The organism is Ferrimonas senticii DSM 18821 (assembly GCF_000422665.1).
Lineage (GTDB): Bacteria > Pseudomonadota > Gammaproteobacteria > Enterobacterales > Shewanellaceae > Ferrimonas > Ferrimonas senticii.
The window spans coordinates 38,496-61,383 of the sequence record NZ_AUGM01000019.1; the positions used below are offsets into that span (position 1 = coordinate 38,496).

Below are 22,888 nucleotides of genomic sequence, written 5' to 3' on the forward strand. Positions count from 1 at the left end.
GGCTAAATTGCGGTGGCGTTTTGGCGTCGTTTCGGTAACGGAGCCTAGGGCGTGTTGGCTTTCGGTGTTCAGAATTTGGTCGAGGATAGCGGCAGTCAATTGAGGATTGCGATTGAAGGCCCTCTCTTCTGAAATCAAAATCAGGGCTCTACGTCGAAATCGTATGACGAAGAGTGACTGCCGCTAATCCGACCCTGAAAGGCGCCCAATAGTGACGATTGAATAGTCAAATTGACTTGCCAAGTTCAATCTAGCATCAGGAACTGACATTTGTGGGCGCAAAAATATACAGCAAAGGTCAACACGCCCTAATGACTTGTGATCTTGCTCACTGCTTGGGTCAACTATCCTCGGGAGAGTGGCGTCAGCGTGGCAACATAAGTTGCATTGAATATGAAAGTTATTTAAAGAATGAAAACACTACTGATATCTGCGCTTGCTGGTGTGGTACTGCTGACCGGTTGCGACCGGGGTAGCGCGACCGATATTCCCGATGCCAATACTCAGCCCACCGCTAGTTGGCTATCGACGGCAGCCAACAGCAGTACCGACGATCTGTTAGAGCAACGACCTGCGATGGTGTACCTGTGGGCCGGCTCTGGCTTTGAACGGCAATACACCGCGCCACGGGGTCATCAGTTTGCCGTGGCTGATGTGGTGAATACCCTGCGCAGCGCCGATGGCAGCAAATCCGCCAGTTGTTTTAGCTGCAAAAGCCCAGGAGCGCCGATGTTGATGGCGGAATATGGTGAAAACGGCTTTGGCAGTAAAACCATGGCTGAGGTTGGCCACGAGATGGCGGTGTCGGTTGGCTGTGATGATTGTCATCAGGCGGATCAGCAGAGCCTGCGCTTGGCACGACCCTTTGCGCTGGAGGCGATGGCCAAGGTGCAGCAACCGTTTGCCAAGCAAAACCACGCGACACAAGCGGCGCAGACCTGTGGCCAGTGCCATGTCACCTATTACTTTCAGCCAGAGCAGGGCAATCGCGTCAACATCCCGTGGATTTTCGGCAACAGTGCCGATCAGATCGAGAAATACTACGACACCCGCCGTTTCTATGACTGGATCCACCCGATCTCTGGTACGCCGATGGTCAAAGCTCGCCATCCGGATTACGAGCAGTGGAGTCGCAGCAGTCACGCCAAGTTAGGGGTTACCTGCGTGACCTGCCATATGCCGGTAAAAACCGACGCCAATGGCCGCGAATACCATGATCACAACACCGCCAATGTCTGGGATAACTTTGATAGCCAGTGCATTGATTGCCACGTCAGCGAGTCGACGTTAAAAGCGAAGATGGCCAAGCAGCGGCAGCGGATTGACGACGCTCGCAGTGAAGTCGAAGCGTTGCTGGTAAAAGCCCACGCGGAGACGGGTGCACTGTGGCGCGCCAAGGTCAGCCAAGCGCAGTTAACGCCAATTCAGATGCTGATCCGCCACGCCCAGTGGCGCTGGGATTTTGCGGTGTCATCCCATGGGGTGCATGCCCATAACCCACAAGAGGGGTTAGCGCTGCTGGCGGCGGCTAAGACGCAGGCTCTGCAAGCGCGGGCGCTAATAGCCCCGCTGTTGGCGGCGCAGCCTGACCTTCGCGTACGTTACCCAGATCTCAGCAGCAAAGCGGCGGCGCAGCAGTTTATTGGCTTGGATATGCCTGCACTGGAGCAACAAAAACAGCAGTTTTTGCGCGAGCAGGTGCAAGATCGCTGGCCGGGCTGGTAGGTTGATAATATCCGCCGATTAAACGGGCACGAGATATGTGGCGCTATCTAACGATGTATCTGCTACTGGTTCCGCAACTGCTGGGTCTGCTGATCGGCGGTTGGGGCTGGTTATTAGGGCCAACCACAACGGTGGCGGTGTTGGTGCTCGGCGAGGCGCTGCTGGGGGACGATCTAACCCCAGCGACAATCAAGCCGAGTCGGTTGGCGGATGGGTTGCTCTATCTGGCGCTGCCACTGATGCTGCTGTTGATGCTAGTTACCCTGTGGGCGTTGACTCCGGGGGATATGCTGGGCTTGGGCGCTTGGCTCGCTGGCGTTATTGATTACCCGTTTGTGGCCGCCAAACAGCAAACCCCGTGGTGGTTAATTCCAGCCGCACTGCAGGGCAGCGGCCTGATGTTGGCGTCGTTGGGCACCATAGTTGGTCATGAACTGTGTCATCGTGCTGGTCAGCCGCTGGCGCAGGTGGTGTCCCGTTGGTTACTGGCATTCAGTTGCGATACTGCTTTTGCCATTGAACACGTCTATGGTCATCATCGCTGGCTCGGTTCTGACAACGATCCGGCCACGGCGCCCCGTGGTCGCAATGTCTATCAACACATCTGGCGCTCAAGTTGGTTCGGCAATCTCAGTGCTTGGCGGATTGAGGCCAAACGGCTGGCGCTGCGGCGCTTGCCGCGGCTAAGTTGGCACAACCGCTATCTGCGTGGGCAAGCGATGTCGCTGACGCTATTAGCGCTGGCCTATCTGTTGGCGAATTGGCAAGGCGCATTGGTGTTTGTGGCTTGCGCCCTAATCGCCAAAGCCTACCTTGAGATCGTCAACTACATGGAACACTACGGCTTGGTGCGCGATCCCTGTAAACCTGTGCAGCCCCGTCACAGCTGGAACAGCAACAATCGCATCAGTGGCTGGGCGACCTTTAACCTGACCCGCCACTCGCATCATCATGCCAAAGCGCAATTACCCTTTGAACAACTGCAACCCTTGGTGCAAACGCCAATGATGCCCGCCGGTTACATGACCACCATATTGCTGACGTTGATCCCACCGTTGTGGCGACGGGTGATGGCGCCACGGTTGGCGCAGTGGGATCGTGAATTTGCCAGTGACCAAGAGCGGCAACTGCTTCAACAGAAAGGCTGGTTAAGTCAGCCATAATCGTCAACTTAGCCGTAAGCTATTATCAGAATTGCCGGTCTACCCATTGAAATACCGCTATTTTTCGCTAAGGTTCGACAATCTTTGGCCGCTGCATCGGTGCCATAGGGTGCCAGCTTGGCGCGCGCCGCAGATCGGCATAATTTGTTCGTAAACTACAATAAATAAGGTCACGGTGGGATCACCGTGAGGTCACGGGAGAGACTATGAAGTTGCAACTGGGGTTGGCGCTGTTACTGCTAAGCGTCATGCCAGCACAGGCGCAAGAGACCGCCGACGTTAAAGATCAGCGGGATCCGTTCGAATCGTTTAACCGGGCGATGTGGTACGTCAACTACAACATCCTCGATCCGGTTGCTCGTCCGGTTGTGCACGCCTACGACGACTACATGCCACAGCCAGTGAAAACCGGCTTTAGCAACTTCTTTGATAACTTCGATGCGCCGTTCAGCGCCGCCAACCATCTATTGCAATGGAAGCCGAAAAAAGCGGGCATCGAAGTGTTGCGATTTACCATCAACTCAACCGTTGGCATTTTCGGTATTTTTGATATCGCCAGCGACATGGGCTTGCCAGCTCACCACCAAGAGGAGTTTGGCGAGGTGATGCACAAGTACGGGATCCCAAGTGGCCCCTACTTAATGCTGCCACTGTTTGGTCCCACCACGGTGCGTGATGGTGCCGGCGATCTGGTGGACGGTCTGTACTTTCCCTACAACCACTTAAATCAGGCGCAAACGATCGGTCGCTGGACCATGGATGGCATCAATGACCGTGCCCAAGTGCGCGATCAGGAGCCGTTGCTGGATAATGCATTAGACCCGTATGTGTTTGTTAGAGAAGCATATTTCCAAATGCGGGAGTATGATATCTACGACGGCAAGGTGCCGGAACAGCCACAGGAATCGGATGAGTGGTTGGATGACTATCTCGATGAGATAGATGAATAACTAGGACAATAAAATGATGGGGTTGGATGGAGTCAGCGTCCTGATCGTTGAGGACGACCCAGTGTTTCGTCAATTGGTCGGTGATTATTGCCGTCACCAAGGGATGATCGTCATTGAAGCGGAAGATGGTCAGGATGGCCTTGAACGCTTTAAGCAGCAGCGACCAGACTTGATTCTGGTCGATCTGTGCATGCCGCGGATGAGCGGCCAAGAACTGCTGGCGGAGTTAGCTCAGATCGACGCTAACGTGCCTTGTATCGTGATCACCGCCAACAAAGCGATGTCTGATGTGGTGGATGCGTTGCGTCATGGTGCTTGGGATTATTTGATGAAACCCTTGACCGATCTGCAGATCTTGCGCAATGCCATCAGCGACTGCTTGCAGGAATCCGGTGCGGTCGAGCCTAGCAGCGATGGCAGGCCACAACCACAAACCACCGCAGCAACGGCAGCGGAGTCGTCCCAGCAGTTGTCACTGGCGGTCAGTGATAATTTCGATGCCCTGCGTAATGATCCGCAAACGGCGCAGATGGTGCAATCGCAACTGTTCCCCGCCGCCGATTGGCAGGGGGCGCACTGTCGTTTTAGCTACAACTTAGTAAAAACCGACCTCGTCAGTGATCGCTTCTGTGATGGCTTCCAAGTTGACCACAACCACTACTGTGCCTATCTGGCAAAGATGTCGCCCACAGATACCGCCAATGCGTTCGTATCGGTGCTGATCCGCAGTTTCTTTAATCAAAAGCTCAAACGCTATCGGCAAGGTGGCAGCAGCGCCATCATCGAACCGTTCACCATGCTCAGCTACTTGAACGAGCAACTGGTGAAATCTGGCCTCAACAGCCAAATTGAGATCTTTTATCTGGCGCTAGAGCAAACCAGTGGCCGCTTATCGATGGCCCGTTACGGCAAGCAGATAAAACCGTACCTGCAACAACAGGACAACCTGTCGCCGCTGCTGCTGGCGGAAAGCCCGGTACTGGGTAGCGCCAGCAACATGAAACCACAATCGCACTTTCGCAGCCTCTCACCTGGCCAAAGCCTGCTGTTGCTAGAGGGTGATGAACTGGCCAAACAGCAGTTACTGCAGCGGCAAAGGCTTGGGGTGCAACAGGGCGAACACGGCGGTGCGGCGCTGCAACTGACGTTGCTATCCTAGGTTTTCTATCAGCGCTTTGGGGGTTTGTTCCGCCAGAAATTGGCGCAGATACTGATGAGCTGGATCGCCATCGAGCATCGGGCTCCAAAGCATATTGACGCAGATTTCATCCAAGCCAAATGGCAATGCCACTGAGGTTAAGCCAAAGCAGTTTTGCAGATGTCGCGCAAACTGTGATCCGCAAACAAAGATCATGTCCGAGTGCTGCGCCATCATCGCGGCGCTGTGAAAATCTGGCACTTGGGCACCGATCCGACGTTGCTTACCTTCGCTTCCCAATACCTCATCCATCAGCCACAGATCGCTGCCCTCAACGTTGATGGTGATGTGAGTTGCCGCTAAGAATCTCTGTTTGGTTAGCGGCTGCGCTAACAACGGGTGATGCTGGCGCAATAGCACTCGGTGATGGTCCTGATACAGCACTTGCCGACTCAGATCCGCTGGCAGGCTACTTTGATGCCAATTGCGCGGTGAGCGCGGATCGGTGTCTCGAGCTAACACCAGCAGATCGATATCGCCACGGCGCAGTTGCTGGAATTGTTCACCACTTTGCGGCAAAAAGCGCAGCTTTAGGTGCGGCGCCTGCCGATTGAGTTGTGGCAGCAGCGGCAGCAAAATCGGAAACGCTTTTTCCGCCATCACCAAGGTCAATTGCCGCTGACTGGTCAGCGGTTCAAACACCGTCGGTTGCAGCATCGCCCGCGACAGTTGCAGCCATTGCTGTAACTGTGGCTGCAGCGCTAGCGCCTTGGGGGTTGCTCGCAGCCCTTGGCCATGGCGGACAAATAGCGGATCATCCAGTGCTTGGCCAAGCTGTTGGCGCAGTTTCGCCAACTGTTTACTGACTGCCGATTGACTGATGTGTAGCCGCTTGGCAGCGGCACTGACATTGGGCTGTTCCAGCAAAATTGCCAACAGTTGCAGCAGGTTTAGATCCAGTGGTTCAAGTGACTTCAAGGTATTCCTTTGGGGAATGATTTGCTTTCTTATAAATCATTTTTATTCATATCTGGTGATCCTTACAATAGCGCCGCTTAACTATTGAAGAGGTACCCGTGAAGCTTCCAACCTTTGTGCTGTTTATGATGATGGTGATGTTTTCACCATTGGCAATCGATGTGTTTTTACCGGCATTACCGCGAATGGCGGCGTTTTATGACGCACCGCTGGCGATGTTGCAGGCATTGGTGCCACTGTTTGTGTTGTGCATGGGGTTTGGTCAGCTGGTTGCGGGGCCGATGGCGGATCGCTTTGGCCGTCGACCGATGGCGTTAGCGGGCGTGCTGGTTTACGTGGTAGCGGCGATCGGCAGTGCCTTGGCGCCAACCGTAGAGGTGCTGTGGGCACTGCGAGCGCTGCAAGGTTTTGGTACCTGTGCGATTGTGGTAGCCGCTTATTCAGGGGTGCGCGATCGCTACAACGGCCCGAAACTGACGGCGATCTACAGCTACCTAAATGGGGTGATTTGCGTCAGCCCGGCCTTGGCACCGCTGCTGGGCGGAATTTTAACCGAACAGTTTAACTGGCAAGCCAATTTCTGGTTTATGAGTATCTTTGGTGCGGTGGTTGGCCTGCTGTTGTGGTTTGGTTTACCAGAAACGCGTCCAGCGGACACCCAAACCGAAGGTAAGTTGATCAGCTGGCAGCGCTATCAACCGGTGCTGGGCAACCCCCAATTCCAGTTTTACGCCGGCATGGTGACCTTATCGTTTACGGTGATTCTGGCGTATGTGTCGTTCTCTACCGATGTGTTGATGGTACAGATGCAGCAAAGTCCGATGGCGTTTGCGTTGTGGTTTGGCTCTAATGCGGCGATCAACATTGTTGGTGCCTTTGTCGCCCCGACCTTGATCAGTAAATTAGGGCGTCGCAACGGTTTACTGTTTGGTTGTTGCGCTTGTGTGCTGGCGGCAATTGCGCTGCTGTTGATGCAACACAGCAGCCACCCATTGGCGTTTATGGCGCCGGTTTATCTAGCGGCGATGGGCTTTTGTGTGTTGTTGGCGGTGGGCACTGGGGCGGCGATGGCGCCGTTCGCTGAACGCGCTGGTACTGCATCGGCGCTGATGGGACTGCTGCAGATGAGTGGCGCAGCGGTATTGGTTGGTGTGGTCAGTGTGCTTGGGGTTTCCAGCATGGTGGCATTGGCGATCACCATGATATTGCCGGCACTATGGTGGTTGGCGTTTCGCCTGCGCGGCGGTTACCGCCAAGTACGGCTTGATCTGGCCAGCCAACCACAAGTTTGAATTTAAACTGAACAAGAGCGCTGCGGCGCTCTTTTTTTACGGCACTTTTTGGCGCGAGCCGAATCACATTGGCTGAGCAAAATTCGCGATAGATCGAATATTCGTTTCACCAGCTAAAATTGCGTTGACCTTGGTGCAACTCCAACGAGTAACCTTGGTCTAATCCCTTAACTTCATTTGTTTAATTGACAGGATCTTTCGTGAAAAAACTGATTGCTGCCGTCTGCCTATCCATGGCTTCTGTATCCGCTTGGGCGGCCGACTTCCGTGAAGGCTTGCACTACTATGACGTCAACCCAAATGGTTCGACCCTTGAGCCAACGGTGACTGAGTTTTTCTCTCTGTACTGCGGCAACTGCTACAACATGGAATCGAAGTACCTGCCAATGATCGTGCCGGATATCGAGAAACGCGGCATCAAGTTTGAGCAGAAGCACGTCAACTTCTCCCGCGATGAGCAGGGCGTAAACATGGTGCGTGCGTTTGTGATCATGACCCAGCTGCCAGAGAACAAACCGCTAAAAGACAAGTTATTTGAACTGAACCACGCCAAAGATCACGATCACTCCGCCCACGTAGCTGCCGGTGAACCAGAGCCAGAAAAGACCCTGAAAACCATGGCTGACATCCGCAAGGTGTTTGTTGAGTTTGGCGTAGATGGCGCTAAGTTCGATGAGCTGGCTAACTCTGACTTCACCAACAACTCGGTGAAGATGTGGGATCGTCAGCAGAGCCAGTTCCGCATCGAATCTATCCCAACCTTTATCGTTAACAACCGTTACCAAGTGAACATGGGTTCGATCCGTACCGTTGACGAGCTGATCGAGATGATGGACTACCTGTCTAAGAAGTAAGACTTAGGCCGCTTCATAAGAAACGCCTCGCTGCTGGATTACAGAGCGAGGCGTTTTTGTTATCCAAGGCCCAACTTTTAGGGCTTGAAGAACAATTGCGATAACGGGTTGAGCATTCTGGCTAGGCCAGAGGTGAAATGTAGCGGCGCATCCACGGCGCTGATCACCAAGCAGTCTTCGTCGGCATCGGTATACGGCTGATGTTCATGGCGCTGATCCAGCGCGATAAAATCGCCGACCTTGTAATCGCCTTCGGCATCGCTGAAGCCGCCATGTAGTACCAAGGTCAACTCGTTGCCACGGTGGGTGTGGCTGGGCACCTTGGTATTGCGATCCATGTGGATGAGCTGCAATGAGTGGTCGCCAAGCTCTAAGCGAGCTTGGTGCAACTTGCCGGGCTGGGCAGACCAACCACCGATTTTATTGAGCTGGTTGCTTAGCACTCGCGGCAGTCGGAAGCTGTGGTGCTGCAATTGCAAATGTTGCTGCTCACTACTTTGGGCGACCGCGATGGTGTTGTCGTTGCTCGGTAGCTTTTCCAACATCCCTTCCAACATCGCCTCTAACCGTGGCTCGTTTGGGCTTGCTGTCAGTGCTTGACGCGCCAGCTGTTGTTCATGTACTTCGACTTGGTTGCGGCAATGAGGGCACATCTCGACATGCGCTGCGACCAGCAGTGCGACGCCACCGTCGAGCTGACCGTCGGCGTATTGCTGCAACAGCTGAGGCTGTGGGTGGTGAGTAATGTTAGTCATCGATAAGCTCCCGAATTTTGGCCAAGGCCAGACGCAGCCGCGATTTAACGGTGCCTAGCGGTATATCTAAGGCGTCTGCAACCTCTTGTTGTGAGCGATCCTCAAAATAGATCATCTCCACCACCAGTCGCTGTGGATCCGGTAGACGGTTGCAATAGCTTTTGAGTTGTTGACGAAGGATGCCGCCGTCGAGGCGTGGCTCTTCATGGTCAAAGTCGGCTTCCAGATCAAGATAGATCTCTTCAGCACACAGCTGCTCTGGCCGAGCTTGCTGGCGCCGCAGCATATCAAAGCGGACGTTACGGGCGATGGTAAACAACCAGGTCGATACCTGCCCTTTGTCGCGGTGATAAAGATGCGCTTTGAGCCACACCTTGGTCATGGTTTCTTGCACCATCTCTTCCGCTTGGGCGTCGCTGGTGAAGTGTTTGCGCGCATGATTTAACAGTCGCGGTGCGTAATAGCGAAACAATCTGGCAAATGCCGCCTTGTCCTGCAGATCGGCGATACGTTGGATCCACAGTCTTTGCTGGTCGGCATCTGCGACGGCGTCCTGCCCCATCGCAACAATACTCTGTGTGGCCTCAATCATCTGTGATTATCTCGTGTTACCGGTGGCTTTACCAGCTTGCTACGAAAGCGAAACAAAGTGGGATCACTGATTACTGTTTTTTAGCATGCTATCGATCAGTTGCAGTGTTGGATTGGGGCTGTCCAGCTGCCACAACCGATGTTTGTCTTCGCCACTGAGCGGCAGGATCTCCAGCCAGCGCTGCGCAACCCAGGTGGCGTCGTCAAAATGCGGCTCCGGATATAGCTGCGCCAGATCCTGATACGCCTCGTATACCCGCTGCAGTTGTTCGGCGACCAGCAGCTGCTGTGGCTTGATGGCCAGCTGTGGCCACTGTGGCAGTACGGTGGCGCTGCCGACTCGCAAACCGTCGCTTTGGCTGCGGATGGGACCGATCTGCAGTCGTTCCAGCCCCGCGACAGTGACACCCAACATGCCCCCTTCCAGTTGGTCAAAATCGACCACCTCCACTCGAGTGGCAAACGGGTAGATGTGGCTGTTGTCATCCTTATTGCCTTGCTCATTAAGCATACAGACCGCAAAACCATGGCCGCGTTGCAGGCTTTCTTTAATCATTCGTAGGTAGCGAGGCTCGAAAATCCGCAGCGGCAAGCGGCCGCCAGGAAACACCTGACTGGTTAACGGAAATAGGGGGAGTTCGGCGAACTGCTGCATCGTTGACCTCCATCAAAATGATTTTCTGTTGCTACGCTTAAAAAGGAGAAGTAGTTCACTGATCCTATTGGACAAATCGGTCGTAAGCCGATGGTTGAAAGGCGCAGTGTTGGCGCAATTGCAAACCACTAAGTGAGGGCAGATGGCCACGGTTTTGATCACCGGCGCAAGTTCTGGAATTGGCGCACAGCTCGCAAAAGACTACGCGGCAAAAGGCTGGAAGGTTTACGCCTGCGGGCGTGAGCCAACTCGGCTGGAACCGCTGCAACAGTTTGGTGCGGTCACCTGCTTGCGCTTTGATGTCACCGATCCACAGCAATGCGCCGCCAGCCTTGGTGGGATAACGGACATTGATCTGGCGATCTTAAACGCCGGAACCTGCGAGTACATCGATTGCGACGATTGGCAGGCCGACAAGTTTGGTCAGGTGATCCGCGCTAACCTCGACAGCGTCAACTATTGCCTGGCGGCGCTGTTGCCCAACCTGAAGACCGGTAGTGCCTTGGCGGTTGTTGATAGTCTGGCGCGGCTGCTGCCCTTTACCCGTTCGCAGGCGTACGGTGCCAGTAAAGCGGCGGTGCACTACCTGACCCAGACCTTGGCGGTTGATCTGGAGCCAAAAGGGATCAGGGTGGTGGCGGTGTCGCCGGGGTTTGTTAAAACGCCGCTGACCGATCGCAATCAATTTGCGATGCCAACCCTGCTGTCGGTCGAGGAAGCGAGCAGACGGATTAGCCAAGGGATTGCCTCTAATAAGGCGGTGGTGGCTTTTCCAAAGCGACTGTATTGGACCCTAACCCTGTTGTCGTGGCTGCCACTACGTTGGCAGTACAAGTTGTGTAGAAGGATGAAAGGCGAATGAATATTGCCGTAATCGGAGGAGGGATCTCCGGCTTGGTTTGTGCCCACGTGCTGGGGCGGGAACATCAGATCACCCTATTTGAGAGCGAATCTTGGCTCGGCGGTCATACTCACACTGTCGAAGTTGATGGTTTGGCGGTGGATACTGGCTTTATCGTATTTAATGACCGCACCTACCCCAATTTCGAGAAGTTTCTGGATCAGCTTGGGGTCGAAAAGCGGCCAACTCAGATGAGTTTCTCGGTCAGCGACAGCCAGCAGAACTTAGAATACAACGGCCACACCTTTGCTAGCTTGTTCGCCCAGCGGCGCAACATCTTTAGGCCGAAATTTTGGGGGATGATCCGCCAGATCTTGCGCTTCAATAAATTGGCCACCGAGTTGGCGCAACAACAGCAGATTGGCGACATCAGTTTGGGCGAGTTTTTGCAGCAAAACGGTTTTGATGGCTGGCTTGAAAGTCATTACCTGTTGCCGATGGGTGCGGCGATCTGGTCGGCCAGCATCGACGATATGCGCCAGTTCCCGCTGCGATTTTTTATCCGTTTTTTCCATCATCACGGCTTGCTTAGCGTCACTAATCGGCCGCAGTGGTACACGGTTAAAGGCGGCTCTTGGCAGTACGTCAAAGCGCTGCAGCGCAATCCCAACTTTGCCCTAGAGCAGGGCAACGCCATTACCGCAGTCAAACGAACCGATGATGGCGTCGAGCTGACCGACAGCAGCGGCAAATCGTGGCAGTTCGATGAGGTGATCTTTGCTTGTCACAGTGACCAAGCGCTTAAGTTATTAAGCGACGCCACCGAGGCCGAACAACAAGTATTGGGACAGATCGAATATCGCGATAACGAGGTGATCCTTCACAGCGATGTTGGCCAACTGCCCAAACGCCGAGCGGCGTGGGCCAGTTGGAACTATCTGATGGGGGCTGGCGAGCGAGCGCCGGTGACGGTCACTTACAACATGAACATTCTGCAGGGGCTAAACAGCGATAAAACCTACTGCGTTACCTTAAACCCAGTGACTCCAATTGCGGCAGATAAGGTGTTGCAGCGGTTTAACTACGCCCACCCGCAGTTCACCCTTGCGGCGGAGCAAGCGAAAGCGCAGCGTCAGCGGATCTGTGGCCACAACCACAGCCATTTCTGTGGTGCCTATTGGTACAACGGTTTTCACGAAGATGGCGTTCGCAGCGCCCTTGACGTTTGTCGCCGTTTTGGGGCGGAGCTGTAGTGATGACTCAGCAGCAGGCGGCGATAGATGGTCACGCGCTTGGGATCGGCGAGGTGGTACACCAGCGCCTGCTGAAGCCTAAGCACCGCTTTGGCTACCGCACCCAGATGTTATGGCTCGATCTGGATCGGCTCGACCGTTTACAGCGCTGTTGGCGCAAACCCTGGGTGTGGCTGCGTCGTGATGATTATCTAGGGCAGGGCGATCTGAAAGCCGCAGTGCTAAAGCGTATGAGCGAACTGGCGGGTGAACCGCTGCAAGGGCAGCTGTTTTTGCTCGGGCAGGTGCGTTATTTCGGCTTGTATTTCAGCCCGGTCAACTTCTATCTGCTGAAGCAAAATGGTCAGTTCACCCAGATGCTCGCGGAGGTCAGCAATACCCCGTGGAATCAACGCCATCACTATTTAGTGCCGCTAGCGCAAACCGACAACTTGCAGACCCCGAAACGATTCCACGTGTCGCCATTTATGCCAGCCGAGCTTGGCTATCGTTGGCGGGTGCAACTGGATGACGAGCGGATCCGCATCGGCATCCACTGCCATCGAGCTGGCTCTGAGCAACAGGGAAAACGCGCTTTTTGGGCGGCAATCGACTTAACTTTAACCCCGCTAAACCAAGGGAATTTCAATCGCGTAATGAGGACAGTTCCTTGGGCTACCGCCAAGACGGTGGCCGGGATCTATTTTGAAGCGCTGCGTCTGCTGCTGAAGCGGGCGCGCTTTTATCCTCACAGCGGAGCCAACGGAGACATTGGATGCTCGAGCAAGTAGAAACCACCGCCAATGCCGGTGACAGCCTTTATCGTCGTATTAGCTTCGGCATCCTTAGCCAACTGCAACATGGCCAATTGCAAGTTATTGAGGGGCAGCAGCGCTGGCAGCTAGGCCAAGGCCAGCCGCAGGTGAGCATTACCATCCACCACCATCGTGCTTGGCGCAAGCTGTTGCTGGGCGGCAGCATTGGCATGGCCGAGGCCTATCGAGACGGGCTGTGGGACACCGAAGAGTTAACCGAAGTCATTGCCCTGTTTAGTCGCAACCTTGGCTTGCTCGATAAGCTTGAGCGACGCTTCAGTTGGCTATCGGCGCCGATTAATAAGTTTAATCACTGGCGCAATCGTAACTCCAAAGCCAACAGCCGCAAGAACATTGCGGCCCATTACGATCTCTCCAATGATTTTTATAAGCTGTTTTTGGATCAGTCGATGCTGTACTCCAGCGCGCTGTTTTCCGAGGCCGAAACGCTAGAGCAGGCGCAGTTCGATAAACTGGAACGATTGTGCCAGCAGTTGCAACTTCGCCGTGGCGATCATCTACTGGAGATCGGCACCGGTTGGGGCGCACTGGCACTGCATGCGGCCAGCCATTACGGCTGCCACGTCACCACCACCACTATCTCCGACGCGCAGTATCAAGAAGCCACGGCTCGAGTGGCAGCGGCGGGGCTGACTGATCAGATCACCTTGCTTAAACAGGACTACCGTGATCTGCATGGCCAATACGACAAGATTGTCTCGGTGGAGATGATTGAAGCGGTCGGTGAAGCCTACCTCGATAGTTACTTTGAGCAGTTGCAAGCGCTGTTGAAACCAGGCGGTCTGCTGGCGATCCAAGCGATCACCATTGCCGATCAGCGTTACGATCACTACCGCAGCAACGTCGATTTTATCCAAACCTACATCTTCCCCGGCGGTTTCTTGCCGTCGCTTGAGGTGCTAAGCCGCAAGTTCAAACAGCGCACCAGCATGGTGGTGCGCAATGTCGAAGATATCGGTTTGGATTACGGCCACACCCTTGGTCACTGGCGTGCTCGCTTTGAAGCACAGCTATCTCGGGTGCGCGATTATGGCTTCGATGAGGCCTTTATTCGGCTGTGGCGTTTCTATTTCTGCTACTGCCAAGCGGGCTTTGAAACTCGCCGCATCAGCGCGGTGCAGTTAACCGCCGAGAAAGACCGCTACTGATGTGGCAATCGATGGCACGGGCACTGCTGCTGGCCGCCGCCACCGCACTGCCGTTATTGCCGCTGCTGGCATCAGCGACGGAGGTCGAGCCGCAGCGACCTGCTACCACATCGCAGCTAGCGCCGCTGCAGCTGGTGGGGCAAACCAAGCTGAAGATACTGTGGTTTTCCATCTATCGCGCCAAACTCTACACCCCATCCGGTCGCTTTGAGGGGGTGCAAGCACCGCTCTATCTAGAGCTGAATTACCTGCGCGATATTGATGCTGACGAGCTACTTGATCACACCGCCAAAGAGTGGCGCAAGTTGGGGCAAGTGAGCGACGCCCAAGCCTCTCACTGGTTGGCCAAACTCAAAGCAATTTGGCCGAACATCCGCGATGGCGACCAGCTGCTGTTTGCGCTAACCACGCACAGTGGGGCGTTTTACTACAACGGCAACTTCATTGGCGACCTGACAGATCCCAGTTTTGGCCCCGCCTTTGCTGCCATTTGGCTTGATGAAAATGCCAGTTATCCCAAGAGTCGGCGCCAACTTGTTGGCCGGTAATCAGCGAGGTACGGAATCATGATGCGACATCTACCATTTCAGGCTCGTCGTTGGCTGTTGGCTTGGTTACTGGTGCTGCCGCTGCTGGGCGGTTGCAGCAGTCAAGATCTTAGCCATTATCAGGGGCAAACACCGCAGCTGAAGCTCGAGCAATTTTTCGATGGCCGCTTGGTTGCCCACGGCATGGTGCAAGATCGCAGTGGCACCGTGCTGCGCCGTTTTAAAGCCGATTTGGTTGGTCGCTGGCAAACTGTCGACGGCAAACCGCAGGGGGTGCTGGATGAAGTGTTTTATTGGGACGATGGCGAGCAGAGCACCCGCATCTGGTATTTAACCGTTGAAGCCGATGGCAGCTATTCCGGCCGCGCCGATGATGTGGTTGGCGTGGCTCGCGGGCAGGCGGTCGGCGCGTGGCTTGGCTGGCGCTATGATCTGCAGTTGCCCGAGTCGCAAGGTGGCTGGCAGATTACCTTAGATGACACCATGGTGCTGATAGATGAAACGCAGCTGCTCAATGTTGCCACCATGAGTAAATGGGGATTCGAGGTCGGCACCATCACCTTGCAGATCCGTAAGCTCGAGTAGTGTTCAGCAGGCACAAACAGAAAAGAGCGCCGCAGCGCTCTTTTTTGATCACGGTAGGTAATTACTGTGCTTGTTCGTCAGCTTGTTGCGACGGGATGCTTACCAGTTCGATTTCGAACTTCAGTGCCGCGTGTGGTGGGATATCGGCACCAGCGCCACGAGCGCCGTAGCCCAGCTCGGATGGGATGTACAGTTCGTACTTAGAACCGATATCCATCAACTGCAGACCTTCAGTCCAACCGGCGATTACCCCAGACAGTGGGAATTCGATGGTTTGGCCACGGTCGTAAGAGGAGTCAAACTGTTTGCCGTCGCGGGTGGTGCCACGGTAGTGCACTTCTACGGTATCAGCGGCAGTAGGTTTAACGCCGTCACCATCGCGCAGTTTGAACAGTACCAGACCAGATTCGGTAACGATGGCACCCTCTTTTTTGGCTACTTCAGCCAGCCATTTAGGGCCTTCCGCTTGCTCTTTCTCCGCGGCTGCTGCTTGTTGCTTTTGCAGCTCTTCCTGCTTGGCCATCATCACCGCTTGCATCTCTTGTTGGAATGCTTGCAGTATCTCTTCAATCTGGGCGTCTTCCAGTGCTGGGGTGCCAGCCAATGCGTCTTTGATGCCATCACGGATCAGTTGTTGATCCAGCGGCCGCTCGGCTTCGGTTTGCTGAGCAACGATGGCGTCGATCTGCGATGCCATGTGGCTACCCATGGAAACGCCGATGGCGTAGGCCACTTTATTGTCTGGAGCGGCTTCAAGCGCTTTGCTCAATTCAGTTTGAGTTGCCGCGGCAGGTGCGGTTTCGGTGGCTTTGGCGTCTTGCGCTTCGCCACAGCCAGACAGTGCCATAGCGGCAGTCAGCAGGCTGACTTTAAAGATGCTGTTCATGTGTCATTCCCTTAAATTTGGTTTCACTACTATTGGGGGCTAACTGCTTGATTGCAACCCTTAAATATTTATCGTTGGCTAAGACCTGCCAACACTGTGATGGTTCCCTGATGCTCGCCTTAATCTGCGAGCTGGACTTTGCTGTGCTTGTAGTTCGGCTAGCCAGCCAGTACTCTGCCGCGGTTGTTTGATTGATTTAATGAAAGCGAGTGCGGTATGGCGTTAAAAGCCACAGTGTTTAAAGCACGAATTAACCTGTCGGACATGGATCGCCATGTCTATTTAGAGCAACCGCTGACCATGGCCCGCCACCCATCCGAGACCGACACGCGGCTGATGTTGCGGGTGCTGGCATGGAGCATGTTCGCCAACGAGCGCTTGGAGTTCAGCAAAGGCCTGTGCGAAGAGGACGAGCCTGAGTTGTGGCAAAAGAGTTACAGCGACGAGATCGAACTGTGGATTGAGATGGGCACCCCTGACGAGACCCGTCTGCGCAAAGCCTGTGGCCGTGCCCAAAACGTGGTGCTGTTTGCCTACGGTGATAACTCGGTTGCGGTATGGTGGCAGAAGAACCAAGGCAAGTTCAGCAAGCTGCGTAACTTAAGCGTGGTGCAAATTAACGACGACGCTGCGGAACAGCTGGCGGCCATGGCAGCGCGCACCATGGATCTGGCAGTATCGATCAGTGATGACCAAGTGAGCGTCAGTAACGACAGCGCTTACGTGATGATCGAGCCAAACTGGCTACAACGATTCGAAAACTAATTTGTATTGCGAATCAATGGGATGACGATGAAGCGAAATTATTTTGCGATTTTTTTTCGCAACGGCTGGAACCTTTGGCGTTAGCGCCAGTCCTAATTAACAGATTCATCATCATCTCCTTAGAATGCTTTCATTCAGCCGCCCCCGCATACGGGGCGGTTTTTTTATGCCTAAGGGACAGTCGAATGCGACTGGATTGAGCCAACGCAACAAATCAATCAGCGATTAATGGCAGTGTGAATTAGTTCACTGCGACAGTTGTGACCGCTTCTTTATACTGCCCTCGCCACAATTACCTCAGGGTCAATGTTATGAGTTCACGGGCCGTCGGCCGTCCCAAACAAGCGCCGGACAGTATCTCGTCGGTGCGCCAGCAACTGGTGGCGGTGGCCACCAAACTGTTTGCTGAACGCGACTACGGCAAGGTCTCAACCCGAGAAATTGCCACGTTGGCGGGCAGTAATATCAGCATGATCCGTTACTACTTTGGCAACAAAGCCGGGCTGTTTGAGGCCTGTATTGCCGAGTTTTATCAGCCGCTGCTGGCGCAGATGGAGCTGCTGATCAGTGATCCGCAAGCGGATATCGAACAGATGATCCTGTGCTACTACGAGATGTTGCTAGAGCGCCCGAATTGGCCGCATATGTTGAGCACCTGCATGCAACTTGATTCGGGCACCGAACAACGCGAGGTGGTCGAACGAGTGATGGCTCGACCCCACCATCTCATGCAGCAGATGTTGCTGCGCCAAGGGATGCTGCAGCCGGGCCGCGAGCACCGTTTTGCCGGGCCAACCTTGGTGTCGATGATCCTATTTCCTTTTATGATGCCGGCGGCGTTTCGTCAGCGTGCTGGCATCACCCTTGATCGACCAACCCTTACCGAGCTTGCTGCCCATCACGCCCAAGTGCTGCGTTACGGTCTGCTGGCAGAGAAACAATAATGAAAGATAAAAAACGTTGGCTTGCCGTCGGTCTAGCCTGTGGTGTTGCCGCCATTATGGTTGCCAAAGCGTTAAAACCAGGTGTCGAAGCGGCACCGGAGTATGACCGTTCGCGCTTGGTTGATGTGGTGACCTTGACCACTCAGCAATTGCTGCCAGAAGCCACCGGCTTTGGTCGGGTGGCGCCGAAGCAGTTGTGGCAGGCGATTGCTGAAGTCAGTGGTGAGGTGATCTATCGCCATCCCGATCTGTACGCCGGGCGGCTGTTAGCGAAGGGCACCGAACTGCTGAAAATTGACCCAACCGAATACCAATTGAAGTTGGCACAGGCACAGGCGGATCTCAATGCCGCCAAGGCGCAGCTGACCAAAATTGATCGCAGTGTCAGCAACCTTAATGCCTCATTGGCGCTGGAACTGCGCAAGCTTAAGTTGACCGAACAAGAGACCACTCGTAAGCAGCAGCTGCGTCAGCAAAGCTTGATCTCAAGCTCTGAACTGGAATCGCAGCAAAGCAGTTTGCTTAGCCAGCGTAACGGCGTGCAGGAGTTACAAAATCAATTAGCGCTGCTGCCCGATGACCGCGCGGTGGCTGAGGCCAAACTCAACGTTGCTGAAGCCAGTGTTGCCGATGCCCAGCGCCGCTTGGCAAAAACCGTATTTACCATGCCATTCAGTGGCCGCATCGGAGCGGTAGAGATTGAGCAGGGTGAGGCGATCAGCGCCAATCAGATGCTGTTTGAAGCTCACGGCATCGATGTGATGGAGGTGCAAGCTCAGGTGCCTCTGCATGAATTTCGTACCCTCGCCAAAGGCTTTAAACAGCAACTTATCCCAGGTCAGTTTGCGGTTGCTGACTTGGGCCTGAGCGCCACCGTTGAGGTGACCTCTGGCAATTTCAGTGGCCAGTGGCAAGCGCAAGTCACCGGCGTGCGCGAAGCGTTGGATCCCAATCAAGCGACTTTGGGCGTTACCCTCGACATTAGCCAAAACTACGCCCAGCTGGATCTGCGCCAGACGCCACCACTGGTTAAAGAGATGTTTGTTCGCACCACCATCACCGGTGCGCCGCAAACGGTGTTAGCGGTGCCAGCGCGGGCGCTGCGGCAAAGTCGCTTGTATCTGTATGAGCAAGGCAAATTAGCGATCACGCCGGTGACAGTGCTGTTTCGCAGCGGTGACTGGGTTGCGGTGCAGGGCAACATTGCCGCCGGCCAGCAGGTGGTGTTGAACGATCTGATCCCGGCGATCAATGGCATGGCGCTGCGGCTAACTAAGGATGCGGCACCATGATCCGCTATTTCGTTAAACATCCCACCGCCGCTAATCTGATCATGATGGCGTTCATCCTGTTGGGGCTGATGAACCTTGGCAAGATTGAGCGCGAGACCTTCCCCGAATTTGTTCTCAATAGTATCTCGGCAACGGTGGTCTATCCCGGTGCATCGCCATTAGAAGCCGAGCAAAGCTTGTGTTTGCGGATGGAGGATGCGGTCGACAGCTTGTCTGACATCAAAGAGATGCGCTGTCAGGCCAGTGAAGGTAACGCCAAACTGGTGCTGAAACTGGAAGACCAAGCGGATGTGTCGCGGATGTTGGTTGATGTTCAGACCGAAATTGGCGCCATCAACGATTTTCCGGTGGAGATTGAACCGCCGGTGGTGCAGCAACTGGAGATCACCGAGCGGGTGATCGACATTGCCGTTAGTGCCGATACCGACTGGCCAACCTTAAAAGCCTACGCCGAAGATCTGAAACGGCGGATTAAGCGTGATGCCGATGTGGCGCTGGTCGAGGTCACTGGCTTTTCGGATCACGAATTGCGGGTCGAGATCGACGAAGCGGCGATGCGCCGTTTGGGACTGTCGATCGGCCAAATCGCCACCGCCTTGAGCGATCAAAATCTGATGCTGCCCTCGGGCAATATCGAGTTGCTCGACCGTAACTTGCTGATCCGCTTCGATGAACGTCGAATCGACGCCGACAGCCTTGGCGAACTGGTGGTGAGTGCCAATGCCGATGGCGCTTTGGTGCGACTCAAGCAGATTGCCACCATCACCGACCGCTTTGAACAAGATGAAGCCAAGGTGCTGTTTAATGGCAACAACACCGCCATCGTTAAGATCAACAAGAGCAAAAGCGACGACGCCCTAGAGATCAAAGCGCGGGTGCTCGAATTCTTACAACAAGAACAGGCGCAACTGCCAGATGGCATCAGCATTGTCACCACCAATGACCTCAGTTCGCTGCTGTGGGATCGCCTGTCGATGATGATCAACAACGGTGCCCAAGGGATTGTGTTGGTGTTTGCGGTGATGTGGCTGTTCTTCTCGCTGCGCTATTCGTTTTGGGTGGCTTGGGGCTTGCCGGTGGCCTTCCTGGGCGGCTTGTACATGATGAGTGTGCTGAGCATCTCGATAAACATCATGAGTCTGATTGGCCTGCTGATGGCCATTGGTATCTTGATGGACGACGCCATTGTGATTGCCGAATCGATAGGTGCGCAGCTGGAAAAAGGGCTAGAGATTGACGATGCGGTGATCGCTGGGGTGCAGCGAGTACTGCCGGGGGTGGTCTCCAGTTTCTTGACCACCGTCTGCGTATTTGGCTCGCTGCTGTTCCTTGATGGTCAGATGGGATCGGTGCTGTCGGCGGTGCCACAGGTGCTGCTGCTGGTGTTGACCTTGTCACTGGTAGAAGCGTTCTTAGTGCTGCCGGCGCACTTAGCGCATTCGCTGCATCGCGCTAAAGCTCGCGGTCGCGGCGAACGCCAGCCAACCCGCTTTAAAGCGGCATTTTTGTCAAAGTTCGAATACTTCCGCCAAGTTAAGTTGCAACAGTGGGTGCGCCAAGCTGTGCGTCGCCGCTATGCCACCTTAGGGGCGACATTGGCGGTGCTATTGGGTTCCATCGCCATGCTTAGCGGCGGGGTGTTGAAGTTCGTGCCGTTTCCTGAGCTTGACGGTGACTTCGTTGAGGCGCGAGTGATCTTGCCGCCAGGGTCGACACTTTCGCAAACCGAAGCGGTGATGGCCAAATTGGTGGCCTCGGCGAAGCAGTTGAATGGCCAGTTCGCCGCTGAATATGAAGATGGTCAGCCACTGGTTAAACACATTACCGAGCAATACAACTTCAACCAAGACGCCGGTGAGTCCGGGCCGCATATCGCCACCGTACGGTTAGAGCTACGCTCTGCGGAGGTGCGCGGCAGCAAGATGGACGATGTGATTGCCCGTTGGCGCCAGTTGAGCGGTGACATTACCGATGCGGTGGCGCTGTCGTTTACCCAGCCGGAGATGGGACCGGGCGGCCGTGCCATCGAGGTTCGCTTAAAAGGCGACAATCTTGATGAGCTTAAACAAGCGTCGGTGGCGATGCAGGAGTACCTACTGCAGTTCAACGGCGTTACTGATGTGCTGGACGATATGCGTCCCGGTAAAGAGGAGGTGCTAGTCACCTTGCTACCGGGGGCAGAGGCCTATGGCATCAGCGGTAAAGTGATCGCGTCGCAGCTGCGCGCTGCCTATTACGGGGTCACCGCTGATGAGATCCAAGTTGGCCCGGAAAATCTGCAGATCAATGTGATGCTGGCTAAGCGCGATGCCGCCAGTTTTGCCACCTTGGAGCGCTTTCCGATTGTGCTTGGCGACGGTCAGCAGATCCCGCTGGCGAGCGTGGCGCGGCTTGAGTTTCAGCGCGGCTTTGTTCGTATTCAACGGATTGATGGCATGCGCACGGTAACGGTGATGGCTAACGTCGATAACCGCTACGCCAACGCCGCAGAGGTGCGGGCACAGATGCGGGCCGAGTTTGCCGCGGTGCTCAAGCGTGACTACCCATCGGTGCGGTTGGATTACGAAGGCCAAGCCAAAGAGAGCGCCGAAACCGGCATGTCGATGATGAAAGGTTTTGCCACGGGATTGTTTGGGATCTTTATGATCCTAAGCTTGCAGTTCCGCAGCTACAGCCAACCGCTGGTGGTGATGCTGGCGATCCCCTTCGCCTTTATCGGGGTGATCTGGGGCCACATTCTGCTTGGCCATTCGTTGTCGATGCCATCGATGATGGGGTTTGTGTCGCTGGCGGGGATTGTGGTGAATAACTCGATTCTGCTGATGCAATACATCCGTGAACACATCGGTTATGGCGTTTCCACCATCGAAGCGGTGGTGCGCGCCTCCAGCGAGCGTTTCCGCGCGGTGATGATCACCTCGCTAACCACCGCCGCTGGTCTGCTGCCGATTTTGATGGAAACCAGCTTGCAAGCGCAGGTGGTGAAGCCGCTGGTGATCTCGATTGTGTTTGGGATCTTCACCTCCACCGTATTGGTGGTGCTAGTGATCCCTTGTGCCTACGCGGTACTGGATGATCTAGGTTTGGTGGATCACCATAAACCGCAACAGTGATGATTGGCTTTGATGGTTAACTAAAACGGGCGCCGCAAGGCGCCCGTTTTGTTTTGTGGGGATGAATTAGCCCTTAGACGGCTGCGCCAACGGGCTTTGGCCGACTCGCGGCGCTGAGCGGTGTGCTGTGCATTGAGGCCGGAGGCCATGGATGGCCGAAGTGCGCGGCTAAGTCAGGGACGATGCATCTGCGCAGTGCCGAAAGGAGCAGTACAAGGAGCGAAGGGTTGTTGCCGTGTTGGAGGCATTAGGGATTGAAAAGGGTGGAACCCTTTCCCGCCGGAGGCTAATAGCTATGGAATGGTAGTGTAGTGTTAATTGGCTATTGCCCGTGGTCTTAAGAGTTGCTGTTACTGGCCAGTACGAGCTAATCACTGTCAACTCTCTTTATCTTTGCCTCCGGCGGCCAAGGGCTGCGCCCTTTGGATTCCCCTTAGCCTCCATGGTTGACGAAAGCCCCCTCGTTCTCACCGCACTTCGCGGCAGCATCGGCCCGAGGCGGCATCCATGCCTTCACGGGCCTCTCGGGCATCCTGCCCTCGGCTTGCCGCTGCGTTTGCGGTTTCACTCGGCGTCAACAAGTCGGCTTAGAGCGTT

21 protein-coding genes are annotated in these 22,888 nt (G+C 54.9%); 16 read left to right on the top strand and 5 right to left on the bottom strand.

The annotated features are described in order from the left end of the window. The first annotated feature begins 411 nt into the window (after positions 1-411). The 4 genes from G506_RS19545 to G506_RS0110970 all read left to right on the top strand — a co-directional run bounded on the left by G506_RS19545 (position 412) and on the right by G506_RS0110970 (position 4,997). The gene (locus G506_RS19545) at positions 412-1,725 is read left to right on the top strand and encodes an ammonia-forming cytochrome c nitrite reductase subunit c552 (RefSeq protein WP_051202072.1); all 1,314 of its coding nucleotides are present in this window, start codon (positions 412-414) and stop codon (positions 1,723-1,725) included. A gap of 35 nt (positions 1,726-1,760) precedes the next feature. Continuing rightward, positions 1,761-2,888 carry an alkane 1-monooxygenase gene (locus G506_RS0110960; RefSeq protein ID WP_051202073.1) on the top strand — a complete coding sequence of 376 codons (1,128 nt, stop codon included), beginning with the start codon at positions 1,761-1,763 and terminating at the stop codon, positions 2,886-2,888. Positions 2,889-3,094: 206 nt separating this feature from the next. Next, entirely contained in the window at positions 3,095-3,838 is a 744-nt protein-coding gene (locus G506_RS0110965; RefSeq protein ID WP_028116897.1) for an MlaA family lipoprotein, read from the top strand. Between the two features lie 13 nt (positions 3,839-3,851). After that, a complete protein-coding gene (locus G506_RS0110970; protein ID WP_051202074.1) occupies positions 3,852-4,997 on the top strand; it encodes a response regulator in 1,146 nt (381 codons plus the stop codon). Here the strand turns inward: G506_RS0110970 and G506_RS0110975 are convergent. Further along, positions 4,989-5,954: a LysR family transcriptional regulator gene (locus tag G506_RS0110975; protein ID WP_035387266.1), complete on the bottom strand. Its 966-nt coding sequence runs from the start codon at positions 5,952-5,954 to the stop codon at positions 4,989-4,991. The two genes, G506_RS0110970 and G506_RS0110975, sit on opposite strands and share 9 nt — an antisense overlap. A 98-nt stretch (positions 5,955-6,052) precedes the next feature. On the opposite strand from G506_RS0110975, the gene G506_RS0110980 reads away from it, so the two are divergent. Together G506_RS0110980 and G506_RS0110985 are read left to right on the top strand one after the other, a co-directional pair. Then, positions 6,053-7,246: a multidrug effflux MFS transporter gene (locus tag G506_RS0110980; protein WP_240473415.1), complete on the top strand. Its 1,194-nt coding sequence runs from the start codon at positions 6,053-6,055 to the stop codon at positions 7,244-7,246. A gap of 200 nt (positions 7,247-7,446) precedes the next feature. After that, positions 7,447-8,100, top strand: coding sequence for a thiol:disulfide interchange protein DsbA/DsbL (locus G506_RS0110985; protein WP_035387267.1), 654 nt, complete (start codon positions 7,447-7,449; stop codon positions 8,098-8,100). A gap of 77 nt (positions 8,101-8,177) precedes the next feature. Here G506_RS0110985 and G506_RS0110990 read toward each other — a convergent pair whose 3' ends face one another. The 3 genes from G506_RS0110990 to G506_RS0111000 form a co-directional block, all read right to left on the bottom strand. Continuing rightward, entirely contained in the window at positions 8,178-8,855 is a 678-nt protein-coding gene (locus G506_RS0110990) for a ChrR family anti-sigma-E factor (protein WP_028116902.1), read from the bottom strand. Beyond that, on the bottom strand, positions 8,848-9,447 hold the full coding sequence (locus G506_RS0110995; RefSeq protein WP_205619501.1) for a sigma-70 family RNA polymerase sigma factor: 600 nt from the start codon (positions 9,445-9,447) through the stop codon (positions 8,848-8,850). Before G506_RS0110995 ends, G506_RS0110990 begins: the two co-directional genes overlap by 8 nt. A gap of 63 nt (positions 9,448-9,510) precedes the next feature. Then, positions 9,511-10,101: an LON peptidase substrate-binding domain-containing protein gene (locus G506_RS0111000; protein ID WP_028116904.1), complete on the bottom strand. Its 591-nt coding sequence runs from the start codon at positions 10,099-10,101 to the stop codon at positions 9,511-9,513. Positions 10,102-10,243: 142 nt separating this feature from the next. On the opposite strand from G506_RS0111000, the gene G506_RS0111005 reads away from it, so the two are divergent. The 6 genes from G506_RS0111005 to G506_RS0111030 are packed head-to-tail and all read left to right on the top strand — an operon-like array spanning position 10,244 to position 15,291. Beyond that, complete coding sequence (locus tag G506_RS0111005; RefSeq protein WP_028116905.1) at positions 10,244-10,963, top strand: SDR family NAD(P)-dependent oxidoreductase; 720 nt, start codon at positions 10,244-10,246, stop codon at positions 10,961-10,963. Next, on the top strand, positions 10,960-12,195 hold the full coding sequence (locus tag G506_RS0111010) for an NAD(P)/FAD-dependent oxidoreductase (protein ID WP_028116906.1): 1,236 nt from the start codon (positions 10,960-10,962) through the stop codon (positions 12,193-12,195). Before G506_RS0111005 ends, G506_RS0111010 begins: the two co-directional genes overlap by 4 nt. A gap of 2 nt (positions 12,196-12,197) precedes the next feature. Further along, positions 12,198-12,965, top strand: a complete 768-nt coding sequence (locus tag G506_RS19550) for a DUF1365 domain-containing protein (protein ID WP_035387268.1) — start codon at positions 12,198-12,200, stop codon at positions 12,963-12,965. Further along, positions 12,950-14,158, top strand: coding sequence for an SAM-dependent methyltransferase (locus G506_RS0111020; RefSeq protein ID WP_028116907.1), 1,209 nt, complete (start codon positions 12,950-12,952; stop codon positions 14,156-14,158). The genes G506_RS19550 and G506_RS0111020 overlap by 16 nt, the downstream gene beginning before the upstream one ends. Next, positions 14,158-14,706, top strand: coding sequence for a chalcone isomerase family protein (locus G506_RS0111025; RefSeq protein ID WP_051202076.1), 549 nt, complete (start codon positions 14,158-14,160; stop codon positions 14,704-14,706). Before G506_RS0111020 ends, G506_RS0111025 begins: the two co-directional genes overlap by 1 nt. Before the next feature lie 18 nt (positions 14,707-14,724). Beyond that, on the top strand, positions 14,725-15,291 hold the full coding sequence (locus G506_RS0111030; RefSeq protein ID WP_240473416.1) for a DUF3833 domain-containing protein: 567 nt from the start codon (positions 14,725-14,727) through the stop codon (positions 15,289-15,291). Between the two features lie 61 nt (positions 15,292-15,352). On the opposite strand, the gene G506_RS0111035 is transcribed toward G506_RS0111030, so the two are convergent. Further along, positions 15,353-16,177 carry an FKBP-type peptidyl-prolyl cis-trans isomerase gene (locus tag G506_RS0111035; protein WP_028116910.1) on the bottom strand — a complete coding sequence of 275 codons (825 nt, stop codon included), beginning with the start codon at positions 16,175-16,177 and terminating at the stop codon, positions 15,353-15,355. Positions 16,178-16,393: 216 nt separating this feature from the next. Between G506_RS0111035 and G506_RS0111040 the strand changes: the two genes are divergently transcribed. The 4 genes from G506_RS0111040 (at position 16,394) to G506_RS0111055 (ending at position 22,291) form a co-directional block, all read left to right on the top strand. Beyond that, positions 16,394-16,942, top strand: coding sequence for a YaeQ family protein (locus G506_RS0111040; protein WP_028116911.1), 549 nt, complete (start codon positions 16,394-16,396; stop codon positions 16,940-16,942). 311 nt (positions 16,943-17,253) lie between these two features. Further along, positions 17,254-17,886: a TetR/AcrR family transcriptional regulator gene (locus G506_RS0111045; protein WP_028116912.1), complete on the top strand. Its 633-nt coding sequence runs from the start codon at positions 17,254-17,256 to the stop codon at positions 17,884-17,886. Then, positions 17,886-19,178, top strand: a complete 1,293-nt coding sequence (locus tag G506_RS0111050) for an efflux RND transporter periplasmic adaptor subunit (RefSeq protein WP_028116913.1) — start codon at positions 17,886-17,888, stop codon at positions 19,176-19,178. The genes G506_RS0111045 and G506_RS0111050 overlap by 1 nt, the downstream gene beginning before the upstream one ends. Beyond that, the gene (locus G506_RS0111055) at positions 19,175-22,291 is read left to right on the top strand and encodes an efflux RND transporter permease subunit (RefSeq protein ID WP_028116914.1); all 3,117 of its coding nucleotides are present in this window, start codon (positions 19,175-19,177) and stop codon (positions 22,289-22,291) included. Before G506_RS0111050 ends, G506_RS0111055 begins: the two co-directional genes overlap by 4 nt. The last annotated feature ends 597 nt before the right edge of the window (positions 22,292-22,888 follow it).